A 24129-nucleotide genomic window follows, 5' to 3' on the forward strand; every position below is an offset into this window, starting at 1 on the left:
AAAGTCTGTGCAAGATCAATGGCGTGTTGCGTAGCGCGGGGAAAAACAGACCCGCATGAAACGCGGGTCTGAGAGGCAACGTTTACTGGCGGTAAGCGTGCTTGATTTGCTGAATGCTGTTCTTGAAGATTTCCGCCTGAGTCGGATCTTCAATCTGGGCAATGAAACGTTCCATGTTGATGATGACTTTCCCGGCGTCGGCCTGGCCGATCGACTTCAGGATCAGCGTCAGCGTAGCTTTGAGGCAGGCAACCTCGGTCGCCAAGATTTCCGGGTTTGCAGACGTAGTGAAATCAACGTTGCTCATTTTCTCTCCTGATTTTTTGAGGCCGTAGCCTGATACAAGCTGCTTTGGCGCACCGCGCGTGGGCTAAACAGTTGTCGCGCGCGGTGGCGAATTTAACTGGGCGCGGAGTATAGCATAGCATGCGTCCATCATCTGCACCGGGCTTGCTCCGGTCACGCGGGTGGGCAACGTTCGCTCATTGCTTGTCCGAATCATCCTCTATCGGCAAGTTATTTCGAGGTGGTTAACAAGTATTTGTCCGGCACGTTATTGTTGAACGATGGGGTTATTATAATTATTTGGAGCGTAGTACACCGATTTTAGCGGCGTTTGCCGGGAATAATAGTTTCGACCGTGGGTTGCCAGACCCGCGTTGGCAGCGGATTTTGCTACGCCTTTAAATATCAAATGATTACAAATAGCCAATAGCCGTGTTAATATTATTCATGTCGTGATTGCTTACACAGATTTCTCACTCGCAGCATGATTGTCGCGCTATCCTGTGTCGGGTACAGCGCCGCGGAATTATTTTCGTCGCCTGATGTTTTCCGACGTGACGATTTATCGGCGGCATAGACGGCTAAAATTGAAAAATCAGCTCTGCTCCGCAAAGTTATTCGAAAGTATGTATTAATCTGTGTTCATTCTTGTCTGAAAAACAAGTAATATCTCTGGCGAAAACAGAGGCCGATTGCGTTACTCCCTTTTTTTGGAGATTTTTCCTTGATTAGCGTTCTTCTTGTTGATGACCACGAACTGGTGCGCGCAGGGATACGACGCATTCTTGAAGATATCAAAGGTATAAAAGTTGTCGGTGAGGCCCAGTGCGGTGAAGACGCCGTAAAATGGTGCCGTGGCAACGCTGTCGATATCGTGCTGATGGACATGAATATGCCGGGCATTGGCGGGCTGGAAGCCACGCGCAAGATTGTGCGTTATGCGCCCGACGTCAAAGTCATCATGTTGACCATCCATACTGAAAATCCTTTGCCCGCGAAGGTGATGCAGGCGGGGGCCGCCGGTTACCTGAGCAAGGGCGCCGCGCCGCAAGAAGTGATTAACGCCTTGCGTTCCGTGCATGCGGGGCAGCGCTATATCGCGTCTGACATCGCTCAGCAGATGGCCTTGAGTCAGCTGGAACCGCAGGCTGAAACGCCGTTCAGCTGCCTGTCTGAACGCGAGTTACAGATCATGTTGATGATCACCAAAGGCAAAAAAGTGAATGAGATCTCGGAGCAACTGAGTCTCAGCCCAAAAACGGTGAACAGCTACCGTTACCGCATGTTCAGCAAACTGAATATCAGCGGCGACGTCGAATTGACTCACCTGGCCATCCGACATGGATTGTTCAATGCGGAGACGTTGTTAAGCAGTGAATGATCGTTTTGATGCCAAAGCCTTCCTGAGTACCGTCACCAGCCAACCCGGCGTCTATCGTATGTACGACGCCACGGGGACGGTGATCTACGTCGGTAAAGCCAAAGACCTGAAAAAGCGTCTCGCCAGCTACTTTCGGCAGCAGGTCAGCAGCCGTAAGACCGAGACGCTGGTTAAAAATATCGCGCAAATAGACGTAACGGTTACCCATACCGAAACGGAAGCGCTGTTGTTGGAACATAACTACATTAAATTGTACCAACCGCGATATAATGTTCTTTTGCGAGACGATAAATCTTATCCGCTGATTTTTCTCAGCGCGGATACCCATCCCCGTTTGGCGGTGCATCGCGGCGCCAAACACGCCAAGGGCGAATATTTCGGGCCTTTTCCCAACTCTTACGCCGTACGCGAAACGCTGGCGCTGCTGCAGAAGCTGTTCCCGATCCGCCAGTGTGAAAACAGCGTGTATCGCAACCGTTCACGTCCGTGTCTGCAGTATCAGATCGGCCGCTGTCTGGGGCCTTGCGTCGCCGGCCTGGTGAGTGAAGAAGAATATCGGCAGCAGGTGGACTACGTGCGGCTGTTCCTTTCAGGCAAAGATCAACAGGTATTGCACCAGCTGATTGCGCGCATGGAAGAAGCCAGCAAACTGCTTAATTTCGAAGAGGCGGCGCGCATTCGCGATCAAATTCAGGCCGTACGCCGCGTCACGGAGCGGCAGTTCGTGTCGGGCGACAGCGACGATCTGGACGTGATTGGCGTGGCGTTCGATGCCGGTATGGCGTGCCTGCACGTGCTGTTCATCCGACAGGGCAAGGTGCTGGGCAGCCGCAGCTATTTCCCTAAAGTGCCGGGTGGTACGGAGATGAGCGAGGTGGTGCAGACCTTTGTTGGCCAGTTCTATCTGCAAGGCAGCCAGGCGCGCACGCTGCCCGGCGAGATCTTACTGGATTTCAGCCTGCCGGAAAAAGATCTGCTTGCGGAATCGCTCTCCGAGTTGGCGGGGCGCAAGATCCAAATTCAAAGCAAACCGCGCGGCGATCGCGCCCGTTATCTGAAGCTGGCGCGCACCAATGCGGCAACGGCGTTGACGACCAAGCTGTCGCAGCAGTCGACTATTCATCAGCGGCTGGCGGAATTGGCCAAGGTGCTGAACCTGACGGAAATCAACCGTATGGAGTGCTTTGATATCAGCCATACCATGGGCGAGCAGACCGTGGCTTCGTGCGTGGTGTTCGACGGTAACGGCCCCGTGCGAGCGGAGTATCGGCGCTATAATATCAGCGGCATCACGCCTGGCGATGACTACGCGGCGATGACGCAGGTGCTGAAGCGCCGTTACGGCAAGGCGCTGGAAGAGAAAAAGATCCCGGATGTCATCTTCATCGACGGCGGTAAAGGGCAACTCGGCATGGCGATCGAGGTATTCAAATCGCTGAACGTCACCTGGGACAAGAATAAGCCATTGCTGATCGGCATTGCCAAAGGCGCCGACCGCAAGGCCGGGTTAGAAACGTTGTTCTTCGTCCCGGAAGGCGAGGGAATTTCTCTGCCGCCGGATTCGCCGGCGCTGCATGTGATCCAACACATCCGCGACGATTCGCACAATCATGCGATTACCGGTCACCGGCAGAGAAGGGCGAAAGTCAGAAATACCAGCGCATTGGAGCTGATTGAAGGCGTAGGGCCGAAACGGCGCCAGGTGCTGTTGAAGTATATGGGCGGACTGCAACCTTTGTTGAACGCCAGCGTGGAGGAAATTGCAAAAGTGCCGGGTATTTCACAAGCATTGGCAGAAAAGATCTACAATGCATTGAAACACTGAGGGCAATGTAGCAACATACTCTTAATTTCCACTCTAGCCAGATAGTTACCGTAGCATTATGCAATTGAATATACCGACTTGGCTTACCCTGTTTCGCGTAGTTCTGATCCCATTCTTTGTGCTGGCGTTTTATCTGCCGTTCAACTGGGCTCCGATGGTTTGCGCCGTTATCTTTGTGTTTGCCGCCGTCACCGACTGGTTTGACGGCTTCCTGGCACGCCGCTGGAAACAAACAACGCGCTTCGGGGCGTTTTTGGATCCGGTCGCTGACAAAGTGATGGTGGCGGTGGCGCTGGTGCTGGTGGCGGAGCACTACCACAGCTGGTGGATCACGCTGCCGGCGGCCACCATGATCGCCCGTGAAATCATCATTTCGTCGCTGCGTGAGTGGATGGCGGAAATTGGCAAACGCAGCAGCGTGGCGGTGTCCTGGATTGGCAAAGTGAAAACCATGGCGCAGATGATGTCGCTGGTGGGCCTGCTGTGGCGGCCGGATCGCTCCGTAGAGTATGTGGCGATTGGTTTGCTATATATCGCGGCGGTGCTGACTTTCTGGTCGATGTTCCAATATTTGAACGCGGCACGCAACGATCTGCTGGAACCGTGATCGATACGCTGCAAAAATCGGCAAACGATCGTGATGCGCCAACAATTTTATTGACTCATCACGTCAGGTAAGTAGAATGCATCGCATCAGACGACAACGATGAATTGCCGAAAGATAGCAAAGAAATCAGTCAGTTCTGGTAATGCGGGAATAGCTCAGTTGGTAGAGCGCAACCTTGCCAAGGTTGAGGTCGCGAGTTCGAGCCTCGTTTCCCGCTCCAAATTTTGATCTGCAGAGTTCTTTGGAATTCCATTGAGGTCTGTAAGTCATTGAAAAAAGGGGCGAAAGCCCCTTTTTTTATTCCAGAGGTTTTCCCTGGAATCCAGCGCCAGCCAACACTTTTTAGTCCATTTTTTAGTCCATCAATACGGACGCGAGCTTGTGCGCATTGTTGCTGTATGGCACTGGGCGATATACCGACCATCTGTTCCTGAACCAGGCACAGAGGAGTTGGACATGGCACTTTCCGATACCACCATTCGGCAGGCAAAAGCCGTTGCCAAGGCATGCACACTCGGCGACACTGATGGCCTCGCGTTGGCCGTGTCACCCGAAGGCAACAAAAGCTGGCACTTTCGGTATTCCTGGAACAGCAAGCAGAAATGGTTGTCTCTGGGTACTACCCTGGAATCTCCCTCAAAGAAGCCCGCACTCGTCGCGACATCGCTTGTGAATTGGTTGCCCGCGGCATCAACCCCTGCAAGCAAAGAAACCAGGACCGCAGACACGCCTTTCTCGCTGAGAATCACACCTTCCAGAAGGTGTTCGAGCAATGGTTCGAGTTTCGCAAGAAGAGTCTGAAGGCGGGCCGTTAAAGCACACAGGAGCAGATCCAGCGAATCTTCCTCAGAGATATTCTCCTGACCCTCGGCCCTCAATCTGTCTATGAGATCAAGCGTACGGACTTGTTGGATATCCTCGAGAGCATTGAACGCCGTGGGGCTTTCACAACGGCCGTCACCCGATGTACCGCTATGCCCTGGTTAAGGTTCCGGACCTGGAGCAGAATCCGGCGTCTGACCTTGATGTAGTGGCCGCGCCCAAATCCCTCGTTCGACACAACCCCCTTTCTGCATATGGGCGGACTGCCTGAATTGTTGCAGAAGCTCCGTGCCTACAGGGGACAGTTGCAAACTCAGCTGGTGCTACGGTTGTTGATGTTGACTGGTGTGCGCACGGGCGAACTTCGCTTGGCGACGCCTGATCAGTTTCACTTGGATCAAGGTTTCTGGATCATCCCTCCGGAGATCGTCAAGCAACTGCAGCTGGATATGAACAGGGACGGCAAACAATCATCGGATAAGCGTCTGTTGTTGATGGCGATGGCGCTGTTCACGCTGGGCAATGCGGTAGTCAGCCTGGCAGTAGAGCGCGACCTGGGATTCGGGTGCCACTCCGATCCCATACCGATCACAACTGATCCGAGTACCCCACTACAGGTTGCGTACGACATTGAGAGCCGCACTGCTCTGGGCCACCGGCATTATTTCTATCGTGTTGATATTCAGATGCTCCGGCTGCTGGATGATCCAGAATACAGTGTTGGCGATGTCCTCAGGACCAATAGCTTTTACATCTTTGTACAGAGCTTCGACCGCTTCCATATTGCCATTGAGTCGTACCACCGAGAATTCAGTCCCAGAACACAGGCCGGGCTCGATATTGGTAACTCTCACATGGGTACCAGCCAAATCGGCGCGCAGATTCAAACTGAATTGTTTAACGAAAGCCTTGCTGGCTCCATATACATTACCTCCCGGATATGGGTAGGTCCCGGCGATCGATCCAATGTTGATGATCAGTCCGCTGTTAGCCTCAACCATCCCTGGCAGAACTCGATGAGTGACGAGGGCAAGACCGGTGATGTTAGTGGCGATCATGCGCTCCCAATTTTGTACATTGCTCTGCTGTGCACGCTCAATGCCCAACGCCAGCCCAGCATTATTCACCAGTATATCAATGGAAAACGGGGCCTCACTCACCTGCTCGAACGCCTTGTCGAGGGACAGCGGATCAGTGACATCCAGCGGCAGCGGGATGAACTGTTCGCCAAGCTCCTGCCGCAGGAGCAAGAGCTTCTCCATGCGGCGTGCAGCGCCTATGACCCGATAGCCTTTGGCAATCAGCCGATGACAGATTGCTTTACCAAAGCCGGCTGAAGCCCCGGTGACTAATGCAGTTCGCATACTATTCCTACCTTTGTTAGAAATATCGTTGGAAACTCAGGCCAGATACTTCACGCCAAGACTGGCGAACAAGCAGAGCATCGAAAATACTAGAGCTTTACGCACGACGTCATTGCCCTTACGAATTGCCAAGGCACTGCCCAGATGGTTGCCAAGGATGTTGCAGGCCACCAACGGCAAAGCAAGCAAATAAATCACCTTGCCGGCAATAACAAATGCCACCAGCGCCCCGATGTTTGAGGCAAAGTTGAATGTCTTGGAGTTTGCGGAGCTGGAAACCAGGTCCATTTTGAGCAGGTAGTGAAAGGCAATAATAAACATGCTTCCTGTGCCTGGCCCGAAGAAACCATCATAGAAGCCAATAACCAAGCATGTCAGTGGCACCACAGTAAACAGCATTCCATGAGACAAGACATGTTCCTGTACTGGCCGATCTTTTGGTGTAAGAAAAATCAGAATACCAAAGGGGATCAAAGCAAGAATGATCTTACCGACAGTTTCCTGTGGAATTGAAACAATCAGGTTCGCCCCCAGATACGCGCCCAATAGCGAAAATGGGACGCCTACAAGAGCCACCTTCCAGACCATCTTGCTATTGACCAGAAAATTCCTTATCGCCGCAAGAGTTCCCAAGGTACTGACTAATTTTTCCTGGCCCAGTGCGATTTGCGGCGGCAGGCCAACGAGCAAAAAGCCCGGCACCAAGAACAAGCCTCCACCACCTGCGATGCTGTCGACAAAGCCAGCTATAAACGCAATAGTACCCAGCAAAATAATCGCAAATATCCAATGCTCAGCCCAATAGGCTCCTAGTAGTTCCATGGTAATACCTCTATAAGAAAAAATTCAGGAAAGGACTTCGTAAAGATGATCTGCACGCGCCAAGCGCACTCGGCTCAGGCTATTGACCGCGAACAAACGAATTAGCCAACGATCTGCACCGTCATTCTGCGGCTCGAAAGCATCACGAGCGTGGAGTACCCGCTGGTTCTTGAAGATCATGAAGTCCCCAGGTAGCAAGAGATGCGGCTTATCGAACTTACGGGTTTCAAGCATCGTTCGCAGGACATCAAGCGCGTGTGCGGCAGGGGTATTTGTGCCGTACGTGTTTTCACTATCGAAACGACACAACCACTCGTTGCCCAACCCTCGGACCAACACAGCCAGGTTAGGCGTCGAGCGACGATTACTGGCGAAAGAATCCGGGCGTCGCACTTCAAAATTCGGCAAACTCAGTTCATGCACAATAGAATCCGGAAGGCTGTTGAGGACTTCATCAAGATTGACTAGTGTGGTGTTGATTCGTGGGTCGCAGCGTATGCCGACGAACGACAAGTATTCCGGGCAGCACGAAATATCGCCGACAGCCTCAGACGACAACGGCAAATCTGGGTTGTCTACGTGGTAGGAAAACCGAAGACGGGAACCGTGAGAACTTTTCTGACTAGCTGATGCTCGTGAAGGAATCACATGCCGAAATAAACGACCGTCATTTTCACCTTCGTATACGATGGGGTGAATACCTAACAGGCTTTGCAGCGAGAGGTTCACGAGGCAGGCAATGGGGGTGCTCTCCGGACTCAACACGCCAGAGTACGGTGTCGGCGGAGTATCACGATCTCGTGGGCAATTCCTTATCACCATTGCAGTAATCGTCGGGTCTTCAACGAATGTACGGATCTGGCGAGTTAGTTCGGCTCCAATTATGTCCTGGGCCTGCTCCTTAAGCTGAAAATAAATATCCTTGGTGGATTCAAAATCCAGCGGAGTCTGGCTTAACACCGTTTGCCATGCGCTGGAGGTGACCCATGGCAGGCGGATCTCCAACGTTGTCACAGACTCGGTGTCCTGATTGTGCTGTGTGCATTCCATTTCAACTAAGTTTCCATATTTCGGTGCTCGACTCGCTTGATTTGCGGACAGCACTCCCTGTTGTTGTTTTTTGTGATTTAAATCACGTTTTTTTGCTTTGTCTCAAGCAGACGCCATTAATGAATCGATCAATTCAACCTAATTGCATCGATTCAATTACTGTAATTGAATCGATTGTGGAAATTCAATTAATTTCTGTCACAATGATTTAACTAACACCTGCTTTGGTATTAATTTTTTGATTTTAAACTATTTATTTTAATTCTCTGGCTACCTGCGGTTTTTGCGAGAATTAGGGTGGGCTAAGAAATGAAATCAAGGAAATATTCTGAAAATAGCTCGATAACCTTTAACGGGTTCCTCGATTACACCCATAACGCTTGCATATACTTTTATGCTAGGATTTGGCATTCATGAAGATATCTGGTGCTTTACCTATGTGGGTCCCTCAATACAGCGATCATGAGAAACCGGTTTACCTGATGATTGCCGATGCCCTGGAGCAGGACATCAATTCCGGGCGCCTGCAGCCTGACGAGCGGCTGCCAACGCTCAAGGATCTCGCTGGAACTTTGAAAGTCACTCCTGGGACCATTGGCCGTGCCTATGACGAAGCGGCCAAACGTGGGCTAGTGATCGGTGAGGTCGGTCGCGGGACCTTTGTCCTGCCTGCCCAAACCAAGGCTGCGCCACGCGCGATAGGCGAGCGCTCCCCCGAAGACAATGCACAGATTGATCTTTCAATAATTAAGCCTAGTGACGCCGACATAGACGGTTGGTTGCGGCAGTCAATTATTGAACTCGCGCACTCAGCGGATTTGGGCCGTGTGATGGACTACACCAGCGATGGTGGGCACGCAGTACACAAGCAAGCGGGGGCTCGTTGGGTGCAACGCAGTCTGCCAGATGCAACGTGGCAGCAGATCGTCCTCACTTCCGGAGCGCAGCATGGCTTGCTAGTGGCGATCAGTAGCCTATCGAAAACCAATGATGTGATTTTGTGCGAAGAGCATTGCTATCCTGGAATCATCTCTCTTGCTCATAGCCTCGATCGGCGACTGCAGGGCGTACAGATAGATGAATTCGGGCTACTCCCTGAGGCCTTCCGCGCCGCTTGCGTTGAGCACCGCCCAGCGTTACTAATTTGCGTAACCACCCACCAAAATCCAACTAATTCAATCATGCCCCCGGAGCGTCGCGAGGCAATCGCGCAGATTGCCCGCGAGCATGATGTATTCATTATTGACGATGATATTTACGGTTTTCTGGAGGTCCAGCCAGCGAGTAAACCGATTTCGGCCTATGCACCTGAGCGATCCATCTATTTGACGAGCCTTTCAAAGAGCATTCTTCCCGCGTTACGTATTGGCTACCTGTACGCGCCTCCTGAGACTCTCTCACGCTTGTCATCCATGGTCCGTAGCAGCGTATGGATGCCTTCGCCGATGATGGCACAGTTGGCCAGCAACGTGATCTGCAGCGGTATGGGTGAGCGATTAGTCAAAGCGCAGCAAGATGAGGCCGCTGCACGGCAGAGACTGGTCAAGGAAGTTCTTGGCAGTTATCGAATTTGCAGCCAGCCCAACAGCTTCCACGTTTGGTTGGAATTGCCCGAACCATGGACTTGCGATGAGTTTGCCAACTTGGCCCGTGCTCATGGGGTAATGGTCGTTAGCGGCAGCCAGTTCCTAGCACAGCGTACTATCGCCTCTAATGGCGTGCGAATTGCCTTGATGTCACCGAGTCGCGCCGAACTGAAGTTTGCGTTAACCACGCTGGCCAGCTTGCTAGCCTCTCCCGAACCACGCTTGTTTTACTAAAGCAGCGCATACATATAAGTAGCCGTCAGGCGACAGTTCGTCGGGGGAGGCCGTGTCCAATGGAGCTTCGATCCTTAGCCTGAATCAATCTTTGGGCATTTAAGGGGCTCTGCGACTGGTTCTACAGCTTTTCCACTAAAAGTAACTTGCACTAACTCAGCAGACCCTCCGTCCTTCTAAGTGGGCAAGCTTGTCATCGAATGATAAGCCAAGCTGCACCCAATCAGTAACGCTGCTGTCAGGGCATTGAGCTGGCACGGTAGAGTGATAGAACAACTTCATATGTCCCTATATCTCCAGTCGTTTTCATACCGTAGGATGCCCCCGTTGAACGGCGAAAACAGGCACATTTGATTGGACATCGTGCCGGTGCTCTGCAGGGGGATTGATGCCGACCCATCGTGCGTTGGACAACCTGGCGTAAGTCCCCAGCTCTGCAGTTGCTTTGGCCGTTCAGGGCTGCGGCGCTGGAGATTGCGCGATGTCCCCATGATGATGTTTTGCATGATATCTCATCATCATAAGCAGGTGAAAAGCCGGAGAGGGGGGAGGTAAGCGATTCCTGTAGAGAAAAAAAGATCCGATTTGCCCGTGAATTCCCGAGCCGACGCATATAAAATCAACATTCCGCTTGCCTTTCCGTCGGCATTGTGAACAGTGCGCCCACAAAATAAGCAGTTGAAAGCGTTAGAGAACTTTTTGCTATTTCGGGGGGTTGCCAAGGTGGGGGGTTTAGTCCATAATGCAGTCCATCGATTCGGCGGTAACGAAATAAATTACTTAAGAATCAGATGATTAGGATAAGCGATTTCAACATCGCCAACCAAAAGAACAAAACGAAGTGGGTGAATCACCGGCTTTGGCCTGAAAAGGCAAACAGAATAAAGGCGCGTTAACAAAGCGGTTATGTAGCGGATTGCAAATCCGTCCAGTCCGGTTCGACTCCGGAACGCGCCTCCAACTTTCCCGAGCCCGGGTGGTGAAATCGGTAGACACAAGGGATTTAAAATCCCTCGGCTTATGGCTGTGCGGGTTCAAGTCCCGCCCCGGGTACCAGGGAATAAAAATACCGAATAATCAAAGCAATAAGTAGTAATGTCGTAGACCGCCGAGAGGCGGTTTTTTTGTGCTTGAAATTCGTATTACACCTGCATTTTTCCTTTCTTATCATACCCATCCCCTTGGATTGTCATCCTGCTTGCAGGGAGCCCCGCAGGGCTCCGAAGTACAACTCATAAGAAACCGAACGCCGCGGCGAGGATCCAACCGAAGACGCAGGAGACGCTGACGCCGATCAGGCCGGGCAGAATAAAGCTGTGGTTGATCACGAAGCGGCCGATGCGGGTGGTGCCGGAGCGGTCGAACTGGATCGCCGCCAGATCGCTGGGGTAGGTTGGCAAAATATAGTAGCCATAGCAGGCCGGCGCCGAAGCGACGATATAGGCCGGGTTGATGCCGATTGCCAACGCCACCGGCACCAACGCCGCCAGTGCGGCGGCCTGCGAATTGACGAATTTCGACACCAGCAGCAGGATCAGCGCATAGGCCCAAGGGTACTCTTTCACCAGCACGCCCAGCGTGGCTTCTATCTGCGCCAGGTGCGCGCCGAACATGGTTTCCGCCATCCAGGCGACGCCATACACCGCCACGATGGCGATCATGCCGGAACGGAACACCTCGTTTTTAGAGATAGACGCCGGGTTGGTGCGGGTAATGATGACGATCAGCGCCCCGGCCATCAGCATACACATCTGGATCACCAGGACCATGGAGAGCGGCTTGCCACCGAAGCTGGGCCGCAGGTCGGAAAAGGCTCCCAGCACCGCCACCAGGGCGATAGTGGCGAGGAAAATCCACATGGCGATCCAGTTGCTGCGCGGTAATACCCGGTCCAGCAGGGTGGCGGCGTCGCCATAGACGTAGCGATGGTTCTCCGGCACCGAGATGAATTTCTGGAACTCGGGATCTTTGTCCAGGTCTTTGCCGCGGAACCAACTGAAGATGCCGATCGCCAGAATGCCGCACAGGGTGGAAGGTATGGTGATAGACAGCAGATCGAGGAATTCCAGATGGCGGCCATTGAAGGTGTAGCTACTGAGCATCGCCACCAGTGAAACGACCGCCACTGAGACTGGGCTGGCGATAATGCCCATCTGCGCGCCGATCGAGCTGGCCGCCATCGGCCGTTCCGGGCGGATGTTATTTTTGATCGCCACGTCATAGATGATTGGCAAGATGGTGTAGACCACATGGCCGGTGCCACACAGGATCGTGAGAATGCAGGTGACGAACGGTGCGATGATCGAGACATAACGCGGGTTGCGCCGCAGCATCCGCTCGGCGATCTGGAGCATGACGTCCAACCCGCCTGAGGCCTGCAGGGTGGCGGAGGCCGCCACCACCGCGATGATCACCAGCATCACGTCTACCGGCGGTTTGCCGGGCTGCAGGTGAAAGCCGAACACCAGGATCATCAAACCGATACCGCCCAGTAACCCCAGCGCAATGCCGCCCTTACGCGCCCCATACAGCAAGCATGCCAATATAACCGCTAATTGCAGAAAGAAATCCATGATAGATACGCCTTAATAATGTTGAACTTAACTGCGTTCAGTTTCCGGCGGCGTTTACAGCAGAAAGTTGTTTTAAATCTAAAGGCGCTAAAAAATTGTGGTTATTAACTCTAAAGAGTGATGGCGGTCACGTTCAGAGAATCTGAAGAGCAGGCGGCTGACGACATCAGCACGAAAAAGCAAGTCAAGAGGTCAGACCTCTCCTATATAACCGGTTCACCACCAGAGGAGAGAGCAATGGATCCGACAAAAATGACGGGGTTGGCGTTATTACAGGCTGCGATGGCCGGCAAAATTCCACCGGCTTCAATCGCTGAAACGGTGCCCATGAAACCGGACGCGGTTGAAGAGGGGTATATCCGTATTGTGGCGCGAGCAGACGGGCGCCATCTGAATCCGTTGGGGGGCGTACATGGCGGTTTCGCCGCTACGGTATTGGACTCGGTGACCGGTTGCGCGGTGCACAGTACGCTGGGCGCAGGGATTGGTTATGGCACCGTCGATCTGCAGGTTAAAATGTTGCGCCCGGTGCCAAAGGAGAGTGATCTGATCGCCGAGGGGCGTCTGGTCTATGCGTCGAAAAATGTCGCTTTCGCCGAAGGCACGCTCAAAACGGCGGAAGGGAAGCTGCTGGCCTCGGCAACCGCCACGTGTTTTATCATTCGTCCTACCGATCAAGCCCCGCAATAACCTGCCTTTATCGGGCTTCGGGCTATCAACCCGGGGCCTGATGCATTTCTCTTCGGCTGCATACCTTGCTGCGCTACGATGACAGGCGCGATACGCCATTGTGGTCTAGTATTCTTGGGTAAAAATTTATCGGGGTGGTTATGCAGCCGTATAAAGAGGTTGAGTTTGATCATGAGCTTTGTCTGGCGATCGGCAAAGCCGTATTAGACGTGGTGGCGCAGGGGGAAGAAACCAGCGCTCCGGCGGTGATGAACGCGATTGAGCGCTCGGTGGAACAGGGGCTGAATGACGACGAAACCGCCATCGCCGACGACGCTCTGGATTTGATGGCTCGTCTCATCCACGGCTTCAGGTTCATTAATCTAGAGGGTGAAGAGGACAGTCCCCATGCATTGGTTGAATTTCAAGCGCTACAAGAGTGACGTTGCCAAACAGGCCGTGCCGCCGCATTTGAATGCGGCCGAATTTGCACGGCATTACGCCGATAAGCCGCAAACCGATACGGAAGAGTATCTTTCGCTCAGCGGGGAGATGTGCTGGGATGCGGTGGTGCTTTGTGCCCACCGTTCTGGCGCGCTCAGCAAGGCGAAATACAAGCAGTTGTGGCAGACGGTGTTCGATAAGCAATACAAACATTTCGTTAGCCCGGATGATACCGAGATCCGCACTATGGCCGATATGCTGCGCGCGCCGCAGGGATGTTTTATCGGCATATTCTCCCTGCGCGACGCGGCTGCGCCCCGTTTGCTGCATGCCATGATCGGTACCGGTGCGGGATTTGCCGCAGGCAATAAAAATCTTTGCATCGGCGTGGGGGGCGCGGTCGGCTGGGAAAATCTCAATCTGGCGCGCGATCTGCGCTGGCAGCCGGAAGGCGGTTTTTTACGCCAGGGTGATAACGAAGTGCTGCGCATTTTTTATCGGCCTTTCCCCGCCTGAGCCGGTCCGGATGCTTTTAGAGTAAAAAAACCGCCGTCTGGCGGTTTTTTGTTGGCGCGAATCCCCCTTATTTAAACCCGCCGTTGCGAATGAATTCAAGGCCGGCGGCGGTGATCCGCGTTTGATGCGGGTCGATATCATAGTTGTTCTCGTCGATGTCGCTCATCACATAAGCCTGTATCAGCCCCTTGGTTTTGAGATAGGCGAAGGGATCGGCGAAGGCGTGCGGGCTGGTGGCGTCCTGCTTCCACAGTTCGTAGGTTTTCTCATCCAGCGTGCCGGGGTGATTGGCGGCCAGCCGGGTCAGGATTTGATTGTAGAACCCATAGTCGGTCATGATGCGGTCCTCTTTATCGCGAGCGACAGTCTCGGAAAATGACGTAACGTCTTTCAATCATAGCCGATGTTTGCTCGCTGCCTGCGTTATCGCGAACCCAGGTTATCCACGTTGGCTTTCGAACCAGTGAAACAGGCGCGAAATGGTGAGGCTGAGATCGCCGATGTTGAAGAGCGCGCCGAGCCATAGGGTTAGCATAACCAGGATGCCGATGATGACGGGAAGATCCATTTTGCCCATGAGAATGTTTTGCAGAGGTGACGGTGGCCACAAGGGTAACATCGTTTCCCGGCAGGATAAAATGTGCCGCCGTTATTTCGATTGTGCCGCTGCGGAATGGCGAAGGCCGGCCATCAGGATGACCGGCCGGGTTTCAACAGCCTATCTTGCCGCCAAACGGTCAGGCGTAGTGTCGGGCGATATGCTCGGCGGTGGCGATCGTCGTCACATTAGTGGCGACGGAGGGAACGTCGGGGAAGATGGATGCGTCGACGACCCGAAGCCCGTATACGCCGTGTACGCGGCCCTGAAGGTCAACGACCGCCTTCGGTTCGCCGGCATTTCCCATCGGCGCGGAAGAGGTCGGGTGATGATAGGTATCCAACGTCGCCACCATCGAGGCAAGAATGGCCTCGTCGCTGTCTGCAGCGGGCGCAAGCTCGCTGTGGATAAGCGTAGACAGCGGGGCGGTTTGCCCTATTTTACGCGCCAGTTTGACCCCTTCCAACAAGCGAACGCGGTCGTTCTCTTGCGCCAGGAAGTTAAGATCAATGTGCGGGGCTGCCGCTGGATCGCGGCTTTCCAGCCAGACTCGTCCGGTGGATTGTGGCCGAGTCAGCGCCACCGCCAAGACAAAACCGACGCCGGTAGGGCTTTGGTCATGAGGAAACAGATGCGTCGCGGTAATGTGCAGATCGAGCTCTCCCGGTTCCGCCTGGCTGCTGTGGGTCCACAGCTTGGCACCGATAACCGGCGATTGGCTGCCGATGACATCGGGGCGGGCGGCGTAGGCATTGTAATAAAAGGGGTGATCGACCAGGTTTTCGCCGACGGGGAGATCGGCGACGACGGGGATCCCCAGACGCTTCGACTGTTGCGCAGGCGCGATGCCGGATCGCATCAAAACGGCGGCGCTACCGTAGGTTCCCGCGCTCAGGATCACTTCAGCGGCATGGATTTCTTCGCCGCTGGCCAGGCGGACGCCGATCGCGTGCTGCCCGTCAAATATCACGCGGTCGACCAGCGTATCTGCACGGAGGGTAAGATTGTCTCTGGCGCGGGTTTTCTCATCCAGATAGGCCATGCCGGTGTTAACGCGTACGCCGTTGACGATATTCATCGGGTAGGGGCCGACGCCATTGGCTGAAGGGCCATCAAAATCGTCAATCGCGTCATAGCCGTTGGCGCGCGTGGCGGCGACGAAAGCGCGTTGCATTGGCGTGATGTCATCCAATGTGAGTTGCACGACGGGAAAAGGGCCGCTATCGCCATGGATTGCGCGGTCGTGCAGGCCATGACGAGTCTCCAGTTTTTTGAAGGCGGGCAGCAGGTCCTGATAGCCCCATCCCGGCAGATCCCAGCGGTTGAAATCTTCCGGACGGGCGCGGATCGCCACGGCACCGTTGACGCCTGAACTGCCACCCAGGACTTTACCGCGGATAGCGCCGATCGCGTGGCTGACATAGCCGGGTTCTGTCCGGTATCCCCATTCGAACTCCGGGTTGCCATTGGCGCCGAGGACGTCGCTGTCCGCGATGAGGCGCGGATAATCGTAGGGTGCATAACTGTGCCCGGCTTCTAACAGCAGGACCCGGCGCGCAGGGTTTTCGCTGAGGCGAGCCGCCATCACTGCGCCGGCGGAGCCGCCGCCGACGATGACTACGTCGAAAGTAGGGGATGTCTCTCTGGTCCGTTGGGCCGGTTGTGATTGCGCCGATAATGCGGAAACCGATGTGGAAGCGCCGAGCGTGGCGGCGGCTGAAGCGACAAGCGTTTTTGATATCAGCTGACGGCGTGATAAGTCTTTCATGGCAGAGTCTCCAGAGCGGGCAGAAAGTGTGTGTTCTGCAGACTAAAACCCTGAAGCACAAGCAACAAGCAGGCGAAATTCGAACCTCGGGTTCGCGTTCTGCGAACCTTTCAGGTTGACGTCAGGAAAGAGGAGAGTGCGGTTTCCCAACTGGGCGTATGGCCAATGTGTTCACTCAGAAAGTCCACCAGCGCCTTGATCTTGGGGGATGCGCGTTTTGAACGGCGATAGACGGCGGAAATGTCGCCGCCGTCGGGTGAATAGGCGGCCAACACAATGCGCAGTTCCCCTGCGCGTATCGCGTCGGCGGCGATAAATGCGGGCAGGATGGCGAGGCCCAAACCGGCTTTAGCCGCCGCCAACAGGTGAAAAGCGTTATCGGTGCGCAGCCGTTTACCGATACGAAACGACCGGATTTCGCCCTCGATGGGGAGCTGCAGCATGCCGGTCGGTTCGCGCTGAATATACAGCAACCCCTGGTGCTGTTGCAGGTGTTGCGGGTGCATCGGCGTGCCTTTCTGGGCAAGATAGGCTGGGCTGGCGCAAATCAAATGGCGGTTGGCGCAGATGCGCTGCGCGATCAGGTCGGAATCCGCCAAGGGGCCGATACGGATGGCGACATCGAAATTCTCCTGATTCAGATTGGCCAGGCGATCGCTGTACTCCACGTCCAGATTGAGGCTCGGGTACTGTGCCATAAAGGTGGATAACAGCGGTGCCAGATAGCGGATGCTGAACGCCATCGGCGCGGTTAACCGCAGCGGGCCCTGCAGTTGGCCGTGCAGTGTTCGCACCGACTCTTCGGCATCGCTCACTTCGCTTAATATGAGAACGGCGCGCTGATAGAACAGGTGGCCGGCGTCGGTCAGCCCAAGCGTTTTCCCGCGTTCGAACAGCACAGTCCCAAGGCGCGTCTCCAACTGCTGGATGCGTCTGCTGACCACCGACTTGGTGGTGCCCAAGCGGCGGGCGGCGGCGCTGATGTTGGCGGCCTCGACCACGGCGATATAGGTCGCCATCTCCTGAAACTGATTCATTCATCTCTCCTTCGGCATCCGCCGGGTCAAGTTACCACTCTCTGCACGGCAGGCAAAAAAAACCACCCGGATGGGTGGTTTTTTGCTTGTCAGAGCGAATCAGTCCAGTTTGGGGTGCTGGTCGATCAGGATCTGTTTTTTCTTTTCCAGTTCGGCGATCTGCGCGTTGATGTCCTCGACTTTCTGTTCGATGTTGTCGTAGGTTTCCTGCAGCAGCTCTTTTGCCTCGGAGCGGTCAGAGGCGGCCGGCGTCGCGCCGCGCAGCGGCTTGTTGGCGGTTTCTTTCATGTACAGACCGGTGATAAGACCGATCACTGCAACGACCATCAGGTAGTAGGCCGGCATGTACAGGTTGCCGGTCGCTTCCACCAGCCAGGCGGCAACGGTCGGCGTCGCACCGGCGATCAGTACCGAAATGTTGAACGAAATCGCCAGCGCGCTGTAACGGATGTGCGTCGGGAACATCGCCGGCAGGATGGAGGCCATCACCCCAGTGAAGGAGTTGAGCAGCACCGCCAGCACCAGCAGGCCGACGAAAATCAGGCCGATGACGTTGCTGTTGATCAGAATGAAGCACGGGATCGCCAACGCCAACAGGCCGATGCTGCCACCGATAATGAACGGCTTACGGCCGATGCGGTCACTGGTCAGGCCGATCACCGGTTGCACGAACAGCATGCCGATCATGATGGCGATGATGATCAGAACGCCGTGATCTTCCGAGTAGTGCAGGTTATGCGACAGGTAGCTCGGCATGTAAGTCAGCAGCATGTAATAGGTCACGTTGGTGGAAATCACGATACCGACACACACCAGCAAACTTTTCCAGTGTTTGGCCGCGATCTCTTTGAACGAGGTCTTTGGCGGATTTTCGATGGCGTTGCGATCCTCTTTCTCCATCTTGTCCACGTGCTGCTGGAACGCCGGGGTTTCTTCCAGCGCATGGCGCAGGTAGAGGCCGATCAGGCCGAGCGGCGCGGCGATGAAGAACGGGATACGCCAGCCCCAGTCGAGGAAGTTGGCTTCGCCGACGATGCTGGAGATCAGCACCACTACGCCTGCGCCCATCACAAAGCCGGCGATGGAGCCGAAGTCCAGCCAGCTACCCATAAAGCCGCGTTTGCGGTCCGGCGAGTATTCGGCGACGAAGATCGCCGCACCGGAATATTCACCGCCGACGGAGAAGCCCTGCGCCAGTTTGGCCAGCAGCAGCAGGATCGGGGCCCAGATGCCGATCGATGCATAGGACGGGATCAGGCCGATACAGAAGGTGCTGACCGCCATAATGATAATGGTGACCGAGAGAACCTTCTGGCGACCGAACTTATCGCCCATGGCACCAAAGAACAGACCGCCGAGTGGACGCACCAGGAAGGGCACGGAGAAGGTTGCCAGTGCGGCGATCATTTGCACGCCGGGAGAGGCGCCGGGGAAGAAGACCTGGCCAAGCGCATAGGCGACAAAGCCGTATACGCCGAAGTCGAACCACTCCATCGCGTTACCCAGGGCCGCCGCGGTGATCGCCTTCTTGAGTTTGCTGTCATCGATGATGGTGATGTCGTTAATGTGCATCGGTTTATGTCGTTTTTTTCTTAACTTCATATAATCATCCCTTAATGAATTATTCGTTGTTCGTGAAAGCGTAATCTCCGTTCACTGTTGTTTTCGAGTTATCAAATCGGCTAATCGAATCGCGGTTCAAGACGATTCATTATCCACATTTAAGTTGGGATGTGGATCACAAAATACCGTCGTTTATGCCGAGGTTATGTCATTTAGGTGACTAATTATTTTGCATCTATAGCTTAACGTTATATCTTGCGGCGATCAAATCCAGCAGTTTAACTTAAGTGTTTGCACCGATTTGGTGCGAGAATGGTCTAATAAATGTGCGATTTGACGATTTTTCGTCTAATTGGTCATGTTTTAAGTATAGAGAGTACGGGAGATAAAACAGGAAAAATTGATGTGTTTGCCGTCAAAAAAACGCCTGACCCACTGGCCAGGCAGTTTGGATTAAGGTACCGATGAACCGCCGAATTCGAGATAGATTTTCGCCAGATTCTGGTACTGCGCGAAGCGGTTTTCATCCACCGACAGTTCCGCCTGACGGCGTTGTTCCTGAGCATTCAGCCAGTCGGTAATGGTGACGGCGCCCTGTCGGTAACGCACCTCGTTCAGCCGTTCCGATTTACGCGCCAACGCCAATGAGGCGCGCAACTGCGTCTCCTGCGCCAGCAGCTGCGTGCGCAGTGACAGCGCGTTGTTCACATCGCCCATCGCTTTGTACAGCGCCTGCTTGAAGGCCAGAACTTGCTGTTCATAATCGTTGCGGGCGATCTTGATCTCCACGCCCATTTGCCGCCACTGCAGGAACGGCAGCGTCAGGCCGGCGCCGAGGCTGCCCGTCGGGTTGCGCAGGAATTCCAGCAGCGCGCCGCTGCTGGCGCCCAGTGAACCGGTCAGGCTGAACGCAGGATAGTATTGCAGACGTTTTTCATCGACGTTGGCCAGGGCGGCGCGCAACCGCAGCTCTTGAGCGCTGAGATCCGGGCGACGGCTCAGGACGCTAGCGGGAATGCCGGTGTTGATCTGCGGCATCGCCGTCGTCGGCAGGCGCACGGGCGCGATGGTGGCCTGGCCTGATGGCGCGCCCAGCAGCACCGCCTGCTCGTTCAGCGCCTGTTGACGATCGTGTTGTAACGCCAGCAGGCTGCGTTCCTGCGCCAGCAAGTTTTGTTCCGCGTTCACTACGTCCAGCGCCGAGATGCTGCCGGCCTGATAACGGGCGTTGGCCAGCCGCAGCGTCGTTTTGGCATAGGCGATGCTCGCCTGGCTGACGCTGATTTGTTGATTGAGAAAACCGATGCGCCAGTAGTTGGTGGCGGCGTCGGCCAACAGTTTCAGGCGCGCCGCCTGCAGATCCTGCACGGAAGCCTGGCTGCTCCACTCGGCGGCGTCGCGCTGGCGCGCCAGCTTGCCCCACAGATCGACTTCATAGCTGGTGGTGAGCGACGCGTTGCTGGTTTTATTCCACGCGGAGGACTCGGACAGCGGGCGATTGATACCGCTGCCTAATGAGGCGCTGATGCCGGGCGCGGTGCTGATGCCGACGCGTTCCGCCTCGAGCTGCGCGCGGTAAACGCGCAGTACGGCGGCGGCCAGATCGTTATTGCTCGCCATCACCTGTTGCAGCCAGCGATCGAGCTCAGGATCGTGGAAATCGCGCCAGTCGAACGGCGTGGGCGCGGCGTTGTGGGCGTCGTGCTGCCAGCTCGTCGGATAGTTGACCTGCGGCGCCCGGTAGTCGCTTTTCAGGGCGTTGCCGCAGCCGGCGGTGAGCAAGGCGACGAGGCTTAGCGCCAGGGGAGATAAAATTTTCATGGGTTACTCGCTGGCCAATGAAACGACCGGATCCATCCTTGCCGCTTTACGGGCGGGGAGATAACCGAAGATCATGCCGATTAAAGTTGAACAGAAAAACGCCGTCGCGGCAGCTTGCCAGGAATAGATGGCGGTGAACATACCGCCCGCCAGCGAGGTGAACAGCGACCCGGCGGCGAACGACAGCGCGATGCCCAATGCGCCGCCGATCAGACAGACCAGCACCGCCTCTATCATGAACTGTTGCATGATGTCGCTGCGCCGCGCGCCGACCGCCATACGCACGCCGATTTCGTGGGTGCGTTCGGTCACCGAGACCAGCATGATGTTCATCACGCCCAGGCTGCCGATCACCAGCGCGATTGATGCCACCATCAGGATCAGCAGGCTAAAAGTCATTGACGTGCGTTCGATGGACTTTCGGATTTTATCGAAGTTGTACAAACGGAAATCTTTTACGCCGTGGCGCTGGGTCAACAGCTGTGTGATAGCGGTGACGGCCGATTCGCTGGCGACATTGTCCTTTAGGCGAACGGTGATGCCGCTGAGCGTCGGTTTGCCTACCATGCGATACATGACAGTGCTGTAGGGCATCCATACAGTGATGCGATTGGGCGCGTAATTGCGATTGCTTTTAGCCACACCGATCACCCGGGCCGGCACCGAGCCGAGAAACACGATCTGGCCGAGCGGCTCGACGCCGAAATCGCCGAACAGCGCCTGGCGCGCATTGTCGTCGATGATCACTTCCTGCAGCGCATTACGATCGTCGCGGAAAGTCACGCCTTGTAACAGCTCGACGCCGTTAACGCGGAAATAGTCGCGCCCGACGCCGGTGATCGAGGCAGTGGCGGATTTGCTGCGAAAACGGATGCTGTCGGAGGCGTCTACTTCCGGGCTGACGCTGTCGACGAAGCTTTGCTGTGCCAGCGCGTCGGCATCGGCCGGCACCAGGGTGCGGATGCTGTCGATGGCGTCGTCGAAGAAATCGCGGCCCGGATAGATGCTTACCACATTCGTGCCGAGATCTTTGAGGTTTTCCAGCGTGCGCTGTTTGGCGCCTTCGCCCAGCGCCACTACCGTGACCACGGCGGCGATGCCGAAGATGATGCCGGTCATGGTCAGCGCGGTGCGCAGACGATGAGCGTTCATCGCCTTCAACGCCATGTGCAGCGATTCGCGAGTGCGGTCGATCAGGCGTTGCCAGCCGCTTTGCCGGCTGCGGTTCGGCGGCGGCAGCGATGCGCCGGGCGCCGACTTGCGGCCACTGTCAGCGATGATCTTGCCGTCTTGCAGTTCGATGACGCGCTGCGCATGTTGCGCCACTTTCATATCGTGGGTGACGATCACCACGGTGTGGCCGCGCTGATTCAGTTCGCTCAGGATCGCCAGCACTTCCTGGCCGGATTGGGTGTCCAGCGCGCCGGTCGGTTCGTCCGCCAGGATGATCTCACCGCCGTTGATCAGCGAACGGGCGATGCTGACGCGCTGCTGCTGGCCGCCGGAAAGCTGGCCGGGTTTGTGGTCTTCGCGTCCCTCAAGCCCCAACCGCGCCAGCAATTGCGCCGCCCGCTGCCGCCGCTGATCGCGCCGGGCGTTGGCGTAGATAGCCGGGATTTCGACATTGCCCAGCGCGCTGAGATCGGGCATCAGGTGGTAACGCTGGAAAATAAAGCCGATATGCTCGCGGCGCAGGCGGGCCAGTTCGTCCGGCGACAGGTGGGCGGCGTTCTGGCCGCTGATGTAGTAGTCGCCGCGATCCGGCACGTCGAGGCAGCCCATGATGTTCATCAGCGTCGATTTTCCGGAACCGGAGGCGCCGATGATCGCCACCAGCTCGCCGGCGGCGATGGTCAGATCGATGTCTTTCAATACCGTCAGCGCCTGGCCGCCGTTGGTGTAGGTTCGGCTGATGCCTTTTAGTTCGATGATCGCGTTCACAGGAAGATGCCATCCTCAGCCGATTTGGCGGCGGGCTGCGACAGCACCACGGTTTCACCGGCTTTCAGGCCGCTGAGGATCTGAATGTCGACGTTGTTGGTGATGCCGGTGGTCACTTTGCGCGTTTCCAGCCGCTGGTCTTGGGTCAGCACCTGCACCTGCTGCTCTTGGCCATCGATTTTATGCACCGCCTGGATCGGCACCAGCAGGGTGTTCTTCGCGTCGCCGAGCAGCAAGGACACCTGCGCGGTCATGGCGATGCGCAGGCGGTTTTCCGGGTTGGGCACGTCCAGCAGCGCGTTGTAATAGACCGAGGCGTTCGAGGTGCCGGAGCCGGAAGCAGAGCTGGTCCCGGCGAGCGAGTCGTCTTTCATCACCGATTCCGGTGCCAGCTCGATGGTGCGCAGCGTGGCGTCGTACCGCTTATCCGGATCGGAGAAAATAGTGAAGTACGCCTTTTGTCCCGGCGAAATGCGGGTGATGTCGGCTTCGGAGATCTGCGCCTTGATGGTCATCATATCCAGCCGCGCCAGCTTGACGATGGTCGGTGCACTTTGGCTGGAGTTGACCGTTTGTCCCTGCTGCGTGACCACGGCGATAACAATGCCGTCCATCGGCGCAACCACGCGGGTATAGCCCAGATCGATTTTTTTCTTTTCGACTTCGATCTGCGATTGCACCAACTGCGCATTGAGCGCCTGCAGATCGGCGCGAGTGGTGGCGAGCGAGGCTTCGGCGGTCTCGAAGTCTTCCCGCGAACTGGCTTCGTCGTTCAGCATGCGGCGCTGGCGTTTAAAACGCGACTCCGCCTGTTTCAGCAAGGCCTGTTTGGCTAACATATTGGCTTTGACTACGTTCAGCGCCGCCTCGGCGTTGCGCAGATCGTTGCGCTGTTGCAGATCGTCGATGTCGGCGATCGGTTGCCCTTTGGTGACGCGATCGCCCAGCTTGACCTTCAGCGATTTGACTTCGCCGGAGACGCGGGCGCCGACGTTGACGCGTTCGATGGCATCCAGCCGCCCGGTGGCCAGCACGGCGTTTTCGATATCGCCCAGGCGGGCCGGCGCGGTAACGTAATCCTGCTGAGGCGGGCGTTGCCAAAAAATGGCCAGCGCGACGGCGACGGCGATGAAAACGATGGCGGCGATCAACGCCAGACGGCGGGAGGGGAGTTTCAGTGATGACATACCCAGGTTTTCCATAACGATAAAAGCGGCGGTTCC

General features: G+C 55.7%; 20 protein-coding genes, 3 tRNA genes and 1 pseudogene. 11 read left to right on the plus strand and 13 right to left on the minus strand.

All coding sequences use genetic code 11. The features are described 5' to 3' along the window. Positions 1-82: 82 nt before the first annotated feature. Positions 83-307 carry a DUF2594 family protein gene (locus tag ACMGGW_RS07480; protein WP_004927950.1) on the minus strand — a complete coding sequence of 75 codons (225 nt, stop codon included), beginning with the start codon at positions 305-307 and terminating at the stop codon, positions 83-85. A gap of 702 nt (positions 308-1009) precedes the next feature. Here ACMGGW_RS07480 and uvrY point away from each other — a divergent pair. The 5 genes and pseudogenes from uvrY to ACMGGW_RS07505 all read left to right on the plus strand — a co-directional run bounded on the left by uvrY (position 1010) and on the right by ACMGGW_RS07505 (position 4913). Then, complete coding sequence (uvrY, locus tag ACMGGW_RS07485) at positions 1010-1666, plus strand: UvrY/SirA/GacA family response regulator transcription factor (RefSeq protein ID WP_004927947.1); 657 nt, start codon at positions 1010-1012, stop codon at positions 1664-1666. Further along, a complete protein-coding gene (gene uvrC / locus ACMGGW_RS07490; protein WP_025302361.1) occupies positions 1659-3491 on the plus strand; it encodes an excinuclease ABC subunit UvrC in 1833 nt (610 codons plus the stop codon). The genes uvrY and uvrC overlap by 8 nt, the downstream gene beginning before the upstream one ends. Before the next feature lie 58 nt (positions 3492-3549). Then, a complete protein-coding gene (pgsA, locus tag ACMGGW_RS07495; RefSeq protein ID WP_004927937.1) occupies positions 3550-4098 on the plus strand; it encodes a CDP-diacylglycerol--glycerol-3-phosphate 3-phosphatidyltransferase in 549 nt (182 codons plus the stop codon). Between the two features lie 144 nt (positions 4099-4242). Beyond that, positions 4243-4318, plus strand: a tRNA-Gly gene (locus ACMGGW_RS07500). Positions 4319-4554: 236 nt separating this feature from the next. Beyond that, a pseudogene (locus tag ACMGGW_RS07505) lies at positions 4555-4913 on the plus strand (Arm DNA-binding domain-containing protein). A gap of 618 nt (positions 4914-5531) precedes the next feature. Here ACMGGW_RS07505 and ACMGGW_RS07510 read toward each other — a convergent pair. The 3 genes from ACMGGW_RS07510 to ACMGGW_RS07520 are packed head-to-tail and all read right to left on the minus strand — an operon-like array spanning position 5532 to position 8120. Continuing rightward, positions 5532-6284 carry an SDR family NAD(P)-dependent oxidoreductase gene (locus ACMGGW_RS07510; RefSeq protein WP_197832188.1) on the minus strand — a complete coding sequence of 251 codons (753 nt, stop codon included), beginning with the start codon at positions 6282-6284 and terminating at the stop codon, positions 5532-5534. 36 nt (positions 6285-6320) lie between these two features. Then, the gene (locus ACMGGW_RS07515; protein WP_197770808.1) at positions 6321-7106 is read right to left on the minus strand and encodes a sulfite exporter TauE/SafE family protein; all 786 of its coding nucleotides are present in this window, start codon (positions 7104-7106) and stop codon (positions 6321-6323) included. Between the two features lie 24 nt (positions 7107-7130). Beyond that, positions 7131-8120, minus strand: a complete 990-nt coding sequence (locus ACMGGW_RS07520) for a TauD/TfdA family dioxygenase (RefSeq protein WP_197770807.1) — start codon at positions 8118-8120, stop codon at positions 7131-7133. A 449-nt stretch (positions 8121-8569) separates the two neighbouring features. Here ACMGGW_RS07520 and ACMGGW_RS07525 point away from each other — a divergent pair, with 449 nt between their 5' ends. The 3 genes from ACMGGW_RS07525 (at position 8570) to ACMGGW_RS07535 (ending at position 11032) form a co-directional block, all read left to right on the plus strand. Next, the gene (locus ACMGGW_RS07525; RefSeq protein ID WP_225735594.1) at positions 8570-9976 is read left to right on the plus strand and encodes a PLP-dependent aminotransferase family protein; all 1407 of its coding nucleotides are present in this window, start codon (positions 8570-8572) and stop codon (positions 9974-9976) included. An 886-nt stretch (positions 9977-10862) separates the two neighbouring features. Then, positions 10863-10936: transfer RNA gene (locus ACMGGW_RS07530), tRNA-Cys, on the plus strand. A 10-nt stretch (positions 10937-10946) separates the two neighbouring features. Then, positions 10947-11032: transfer RNA gene (locus ACMGGW_RS07535), tRNA-Leu, on the plus strand. 176 nt (positions 11033-11208) lie between these two features. Here the strand turns inward: ACMGGW_RS07535 and ACMGGW_RS07540 are convergent. Then, the gene (locus ACMGGW_RS07540) at positions 11209-12549 is read right to left on the minus strand and encodes an anaerobic C4-dicarboxylate transporter (protein WP_141997742.1); all 1341 of its coding nucleotides are present in this window, start codon (positions 12547-12549) and stop codon (positions 11209-11211) included. Between the two features lie 237 nt (positions 12550-12786). Between ACMGGW_RS07540 and ACMGGW_RS07545 the strand changes: the two genes are divergently transcribed. From ACMGGW_RS07545 to ACMGGW_RS07555, 3 genes are all read left to right on the plus strand, one after another. Then, positions 12787-13239 carry a PaaI family thioesterase gene (locus ACMGGW_RS07545; RefSeq protein WP_025302368.1) on the plus strand — a complete coding sequence of 151 codons (453 nt, stop codon included), beginning with the start codon at positions 12787-12789 and terminating at the stop codon, positions 13237-13239. Positions 13240-13379: 140 nt separating this feature from the next. Beyond that, the gene (locus ACMGGW_RS07550; RefSeq protein ID WP_025302369.1) at positions 13380-13661 is read left to right on the plus strand and encodes a hypothetical protein; all 282 of its coding nucleotides are present in this window, start codon (positions 13380-13382) and stop codon (positions 13659-13661) included. Further along, positions 13627-14178: a hypothetical protein gene (locus tag ACMGGW_RS07555; protein WP_025302370.1), complete on the plus strand. Its 552-nt coding sequence runs from the start codon at positions 13627-13629 to the stop codon at positions 14176-14178. The genes ACMGGW_RS07550 and ACMGGW_RS07555 overlap by 35 nt, the downstream gene beginning before the upstream one ends. 67 nt (positions 14179-14245) lie before the next feature. Here the strand turns inward: ACMGGW_RS07555 and ACMGGW_RS07560 are convergent, their stop codons facing one another. The 8 genes from ACMGGW_RS07560 to ACMGGW_RS07595 form a co-directional block, all read right to left on the minus strand. Next, positions 14246-14515, minus strand: coding sequence for a hypothetical protein (locus ACMGGW_RS07560; protein WP_025302371.1), 270 nt, complete (start codon positions 14513-14515; stop codon positions 14246-14248). A 102-nt stretch (positions 14516-14617) separates the two neighbouring features. Beyond that, positions 14618-14746: a hypothetical protein gene (locus tag ACMGGW_RS07565; protein ID WP_256376329.1), complete on the minus strand. Its 129-nt coding sequence runs from the start codon at positions 14744-14746 to the stop codon at positions 14618-14620. 169 nt (positions 14747-14915) lie between these two features. Beyond that, positions 14916-16544 (minus strand): GMC family oxidoreductase, encoded by a 1629-nt coding sequence (locus ACMGGW_RS07570; RefSeq protein WP_197770806.1) that lies wholly within the window; start codon positions 16542-16544, stop codon positions 14916-14918. Positions 16545-16654: 110 nt separating this feature from the next. After that, positions 16655-17581 carry a LysR family transcriptional regulator gene (locus ACMGGW_RS07575; RefSeq protein ID WP_025302374.1) on the minus strand — a complete coding sequence of 309 codons (927 nt, stop codon included), beginning with the start codon at positions 17579-17581 and terminating at the stop codon, positions 16655-16657. A gap of 99 nt (positions 17582-17680) precedes the next feature. Next, the gene (gene proP / locus ACMGGW_RS07580; protein ID WP_025302375.1) at positions 17681-19183 is read right to left on the minus strand and encodes a glycine betaine/L-proline transporter ProP; all 1503 of its coding nucleotides are present in this window, start codon (positions 19181-19183) and stop codon (positions 17681-17683) included. Positions 19184-19597: 414 nt separating this feature from the next. Next, complete coding sequence (locus ACMGGW_RS07585) at positions 19598-20965, minus strand: TolC family protein (RefSeq protein WP_038629170.1); 1368 nt, start codon at positions 20963-20965, stop codon at positions 19598-19600. A gap of 3 nt (positions 20966-20968) precedes the next feature. Continuing rightward, positions 20969-22906, minus strand: coding sequence for a MacB family efflux pump subunit (locus tag ACMGGW_RS07590; protein WP_043141772.1), 1938 nt, complete (start codon positions 22904-22906; stop codon positions 20969-20971). After that, on the minus strand, positions 22903-24108 hold the full coding sequence (locus tag ACMGGW_RS07595; protein ID WP_080271250.1) for an efflux RND transporter periplasmic adaptor subunit: 1206 nt from the start codon (positions 24106-24108) through the stop codon (positions 22903-22905). The genes ACMGGW_RS07590 and ACMGGW_RS07595 overlap by 4 nt, the downstream gene beginning before the upstream one ends. Positions 24109-24129: the final 21 nt, after the last annotated feature.

This window comes from Serratia sp. BNK-4 (assembly GCF_048685115.1).
GTDB classification, from domain to species: Bacteria; Pseudomonadota; Gammaproteobacteria; order Enterobacterales; family Enterobacteriaceae; genus Serratia; species Serratia bockelmannii.

Bases quoted from the DNA above. Each gene is read 5' to 3' on its own strand.
- pgsA (WP_004927937.1), top strand. From the start codon at position 3,550: ATGCAATTGAATATACCGACTTGGCTTACCCTGTTTCGCGTAGTTCTG.
- ACMGGW_RS07540 (WP_141997742.1), bottom strand. From the start codon at position 12,549: ATGGATTTCTTTCTGCAATTAGCGGTTATATTGGCATGCTTGCTGTAT.
- ACMGGW_RS07595 (WP_080271250.1), bottom strand. From the start codon at position 24,108: ATGGAAAACCTGGGTATGTCATCACTGAAACTCCCCTCCCGCCGTCTG.
- ACMGGW_RS07585 (WP_038629170.1), bottom strand. From the start codon at position 20,965: ATGAAAATTTTATCTCCCCTGGCGCTAAGCCTCGTCGCCTTGCTCACC.
- ACMGGW_RS07510 (WP_197832188.1), bottom strand. From the start codon at position 6,284: ATGCGAACTGCATTAGTCACCGGGGCTTCAGCCGGCTTTGGTAAAGCA.
- ACMGGW_RS07480 (WP_004927950.1), bottom strand. From the start codon at position 307: ATGAGCAACGTTGATTTCACTACGTCTGCAAACCCGGAAATCTTGGCG.
- ACMGGW_RS07570 (WP_197770806.1), bottom strand. From the start codon at position 16,544: ATGAAAGACTTATCACGCCGTCAGCTGATATCAAAAACGCTTGTCGCT.
- ACMGGW_RS07565 (WP_256376329.1), bottom strand. From the start codon at position 14,746: ATGGATCTTCCCGTCATCATCGGCATCCTGGTTATGCTAACCCTATGG.
- ACMGGW_RS07525 (WP_225735594.1), top strand. From the start codon at position 8,570: ATGAAGATATCTGGTGCTTTACCTATGTGGGTCCCTCAATACAGCGAT.
- ACMGGW_RS07545 (WP_025302368.1), top strand. From the start codon at position 12,787: ATGGATCCGACAAAAATGACGGGGTTGGCGTTATTACAGGCTGCGATG.
- ACMGGW_RS07555 (WP_025302370.1), top strand. From the start codon at position 13,627: ATGCATTGGTTGAATTTCAAGCGCTACAAGAGTGACGTTGCCAAACAG.
- ACMGGW_RS07515 (WP_197770808.1), bottom strand. From the start codon at position 7,106: ATGGAACTACTAGGAGCCTATTGGGCTGAGCATTGGATATTTGCGATT.
- ACMGGW_RS07550 (WP_025302369.1), top strand. From the start codon at position 13,380: ATGCAGCCGTATAAAGAGGTTGAGTTTGATCATGAGCTTTGTCTGGCG.
- ACMGGW_RS07560 (WP_025302371.1), bottom strand. From the start codon at position 14,515: ATGACCGACTATGGGTTCTACAATCAAATCCTGACCCGGCTGGCCGCC.
- ACMGGW_RS07575 (WP_025302374.1), bottom strand. From the start codon at position 17,581: ATGAATCAGTTTCAGGAGATGGCGACCTATATCGCCGTGGTCGAGGCC.
- proP (WP_025302375.1), bottom strand. From the start codon at position 19,183: ATGAAGTTAAGAAAAAAACGACATAAACCGATGCACATTAACGACATC.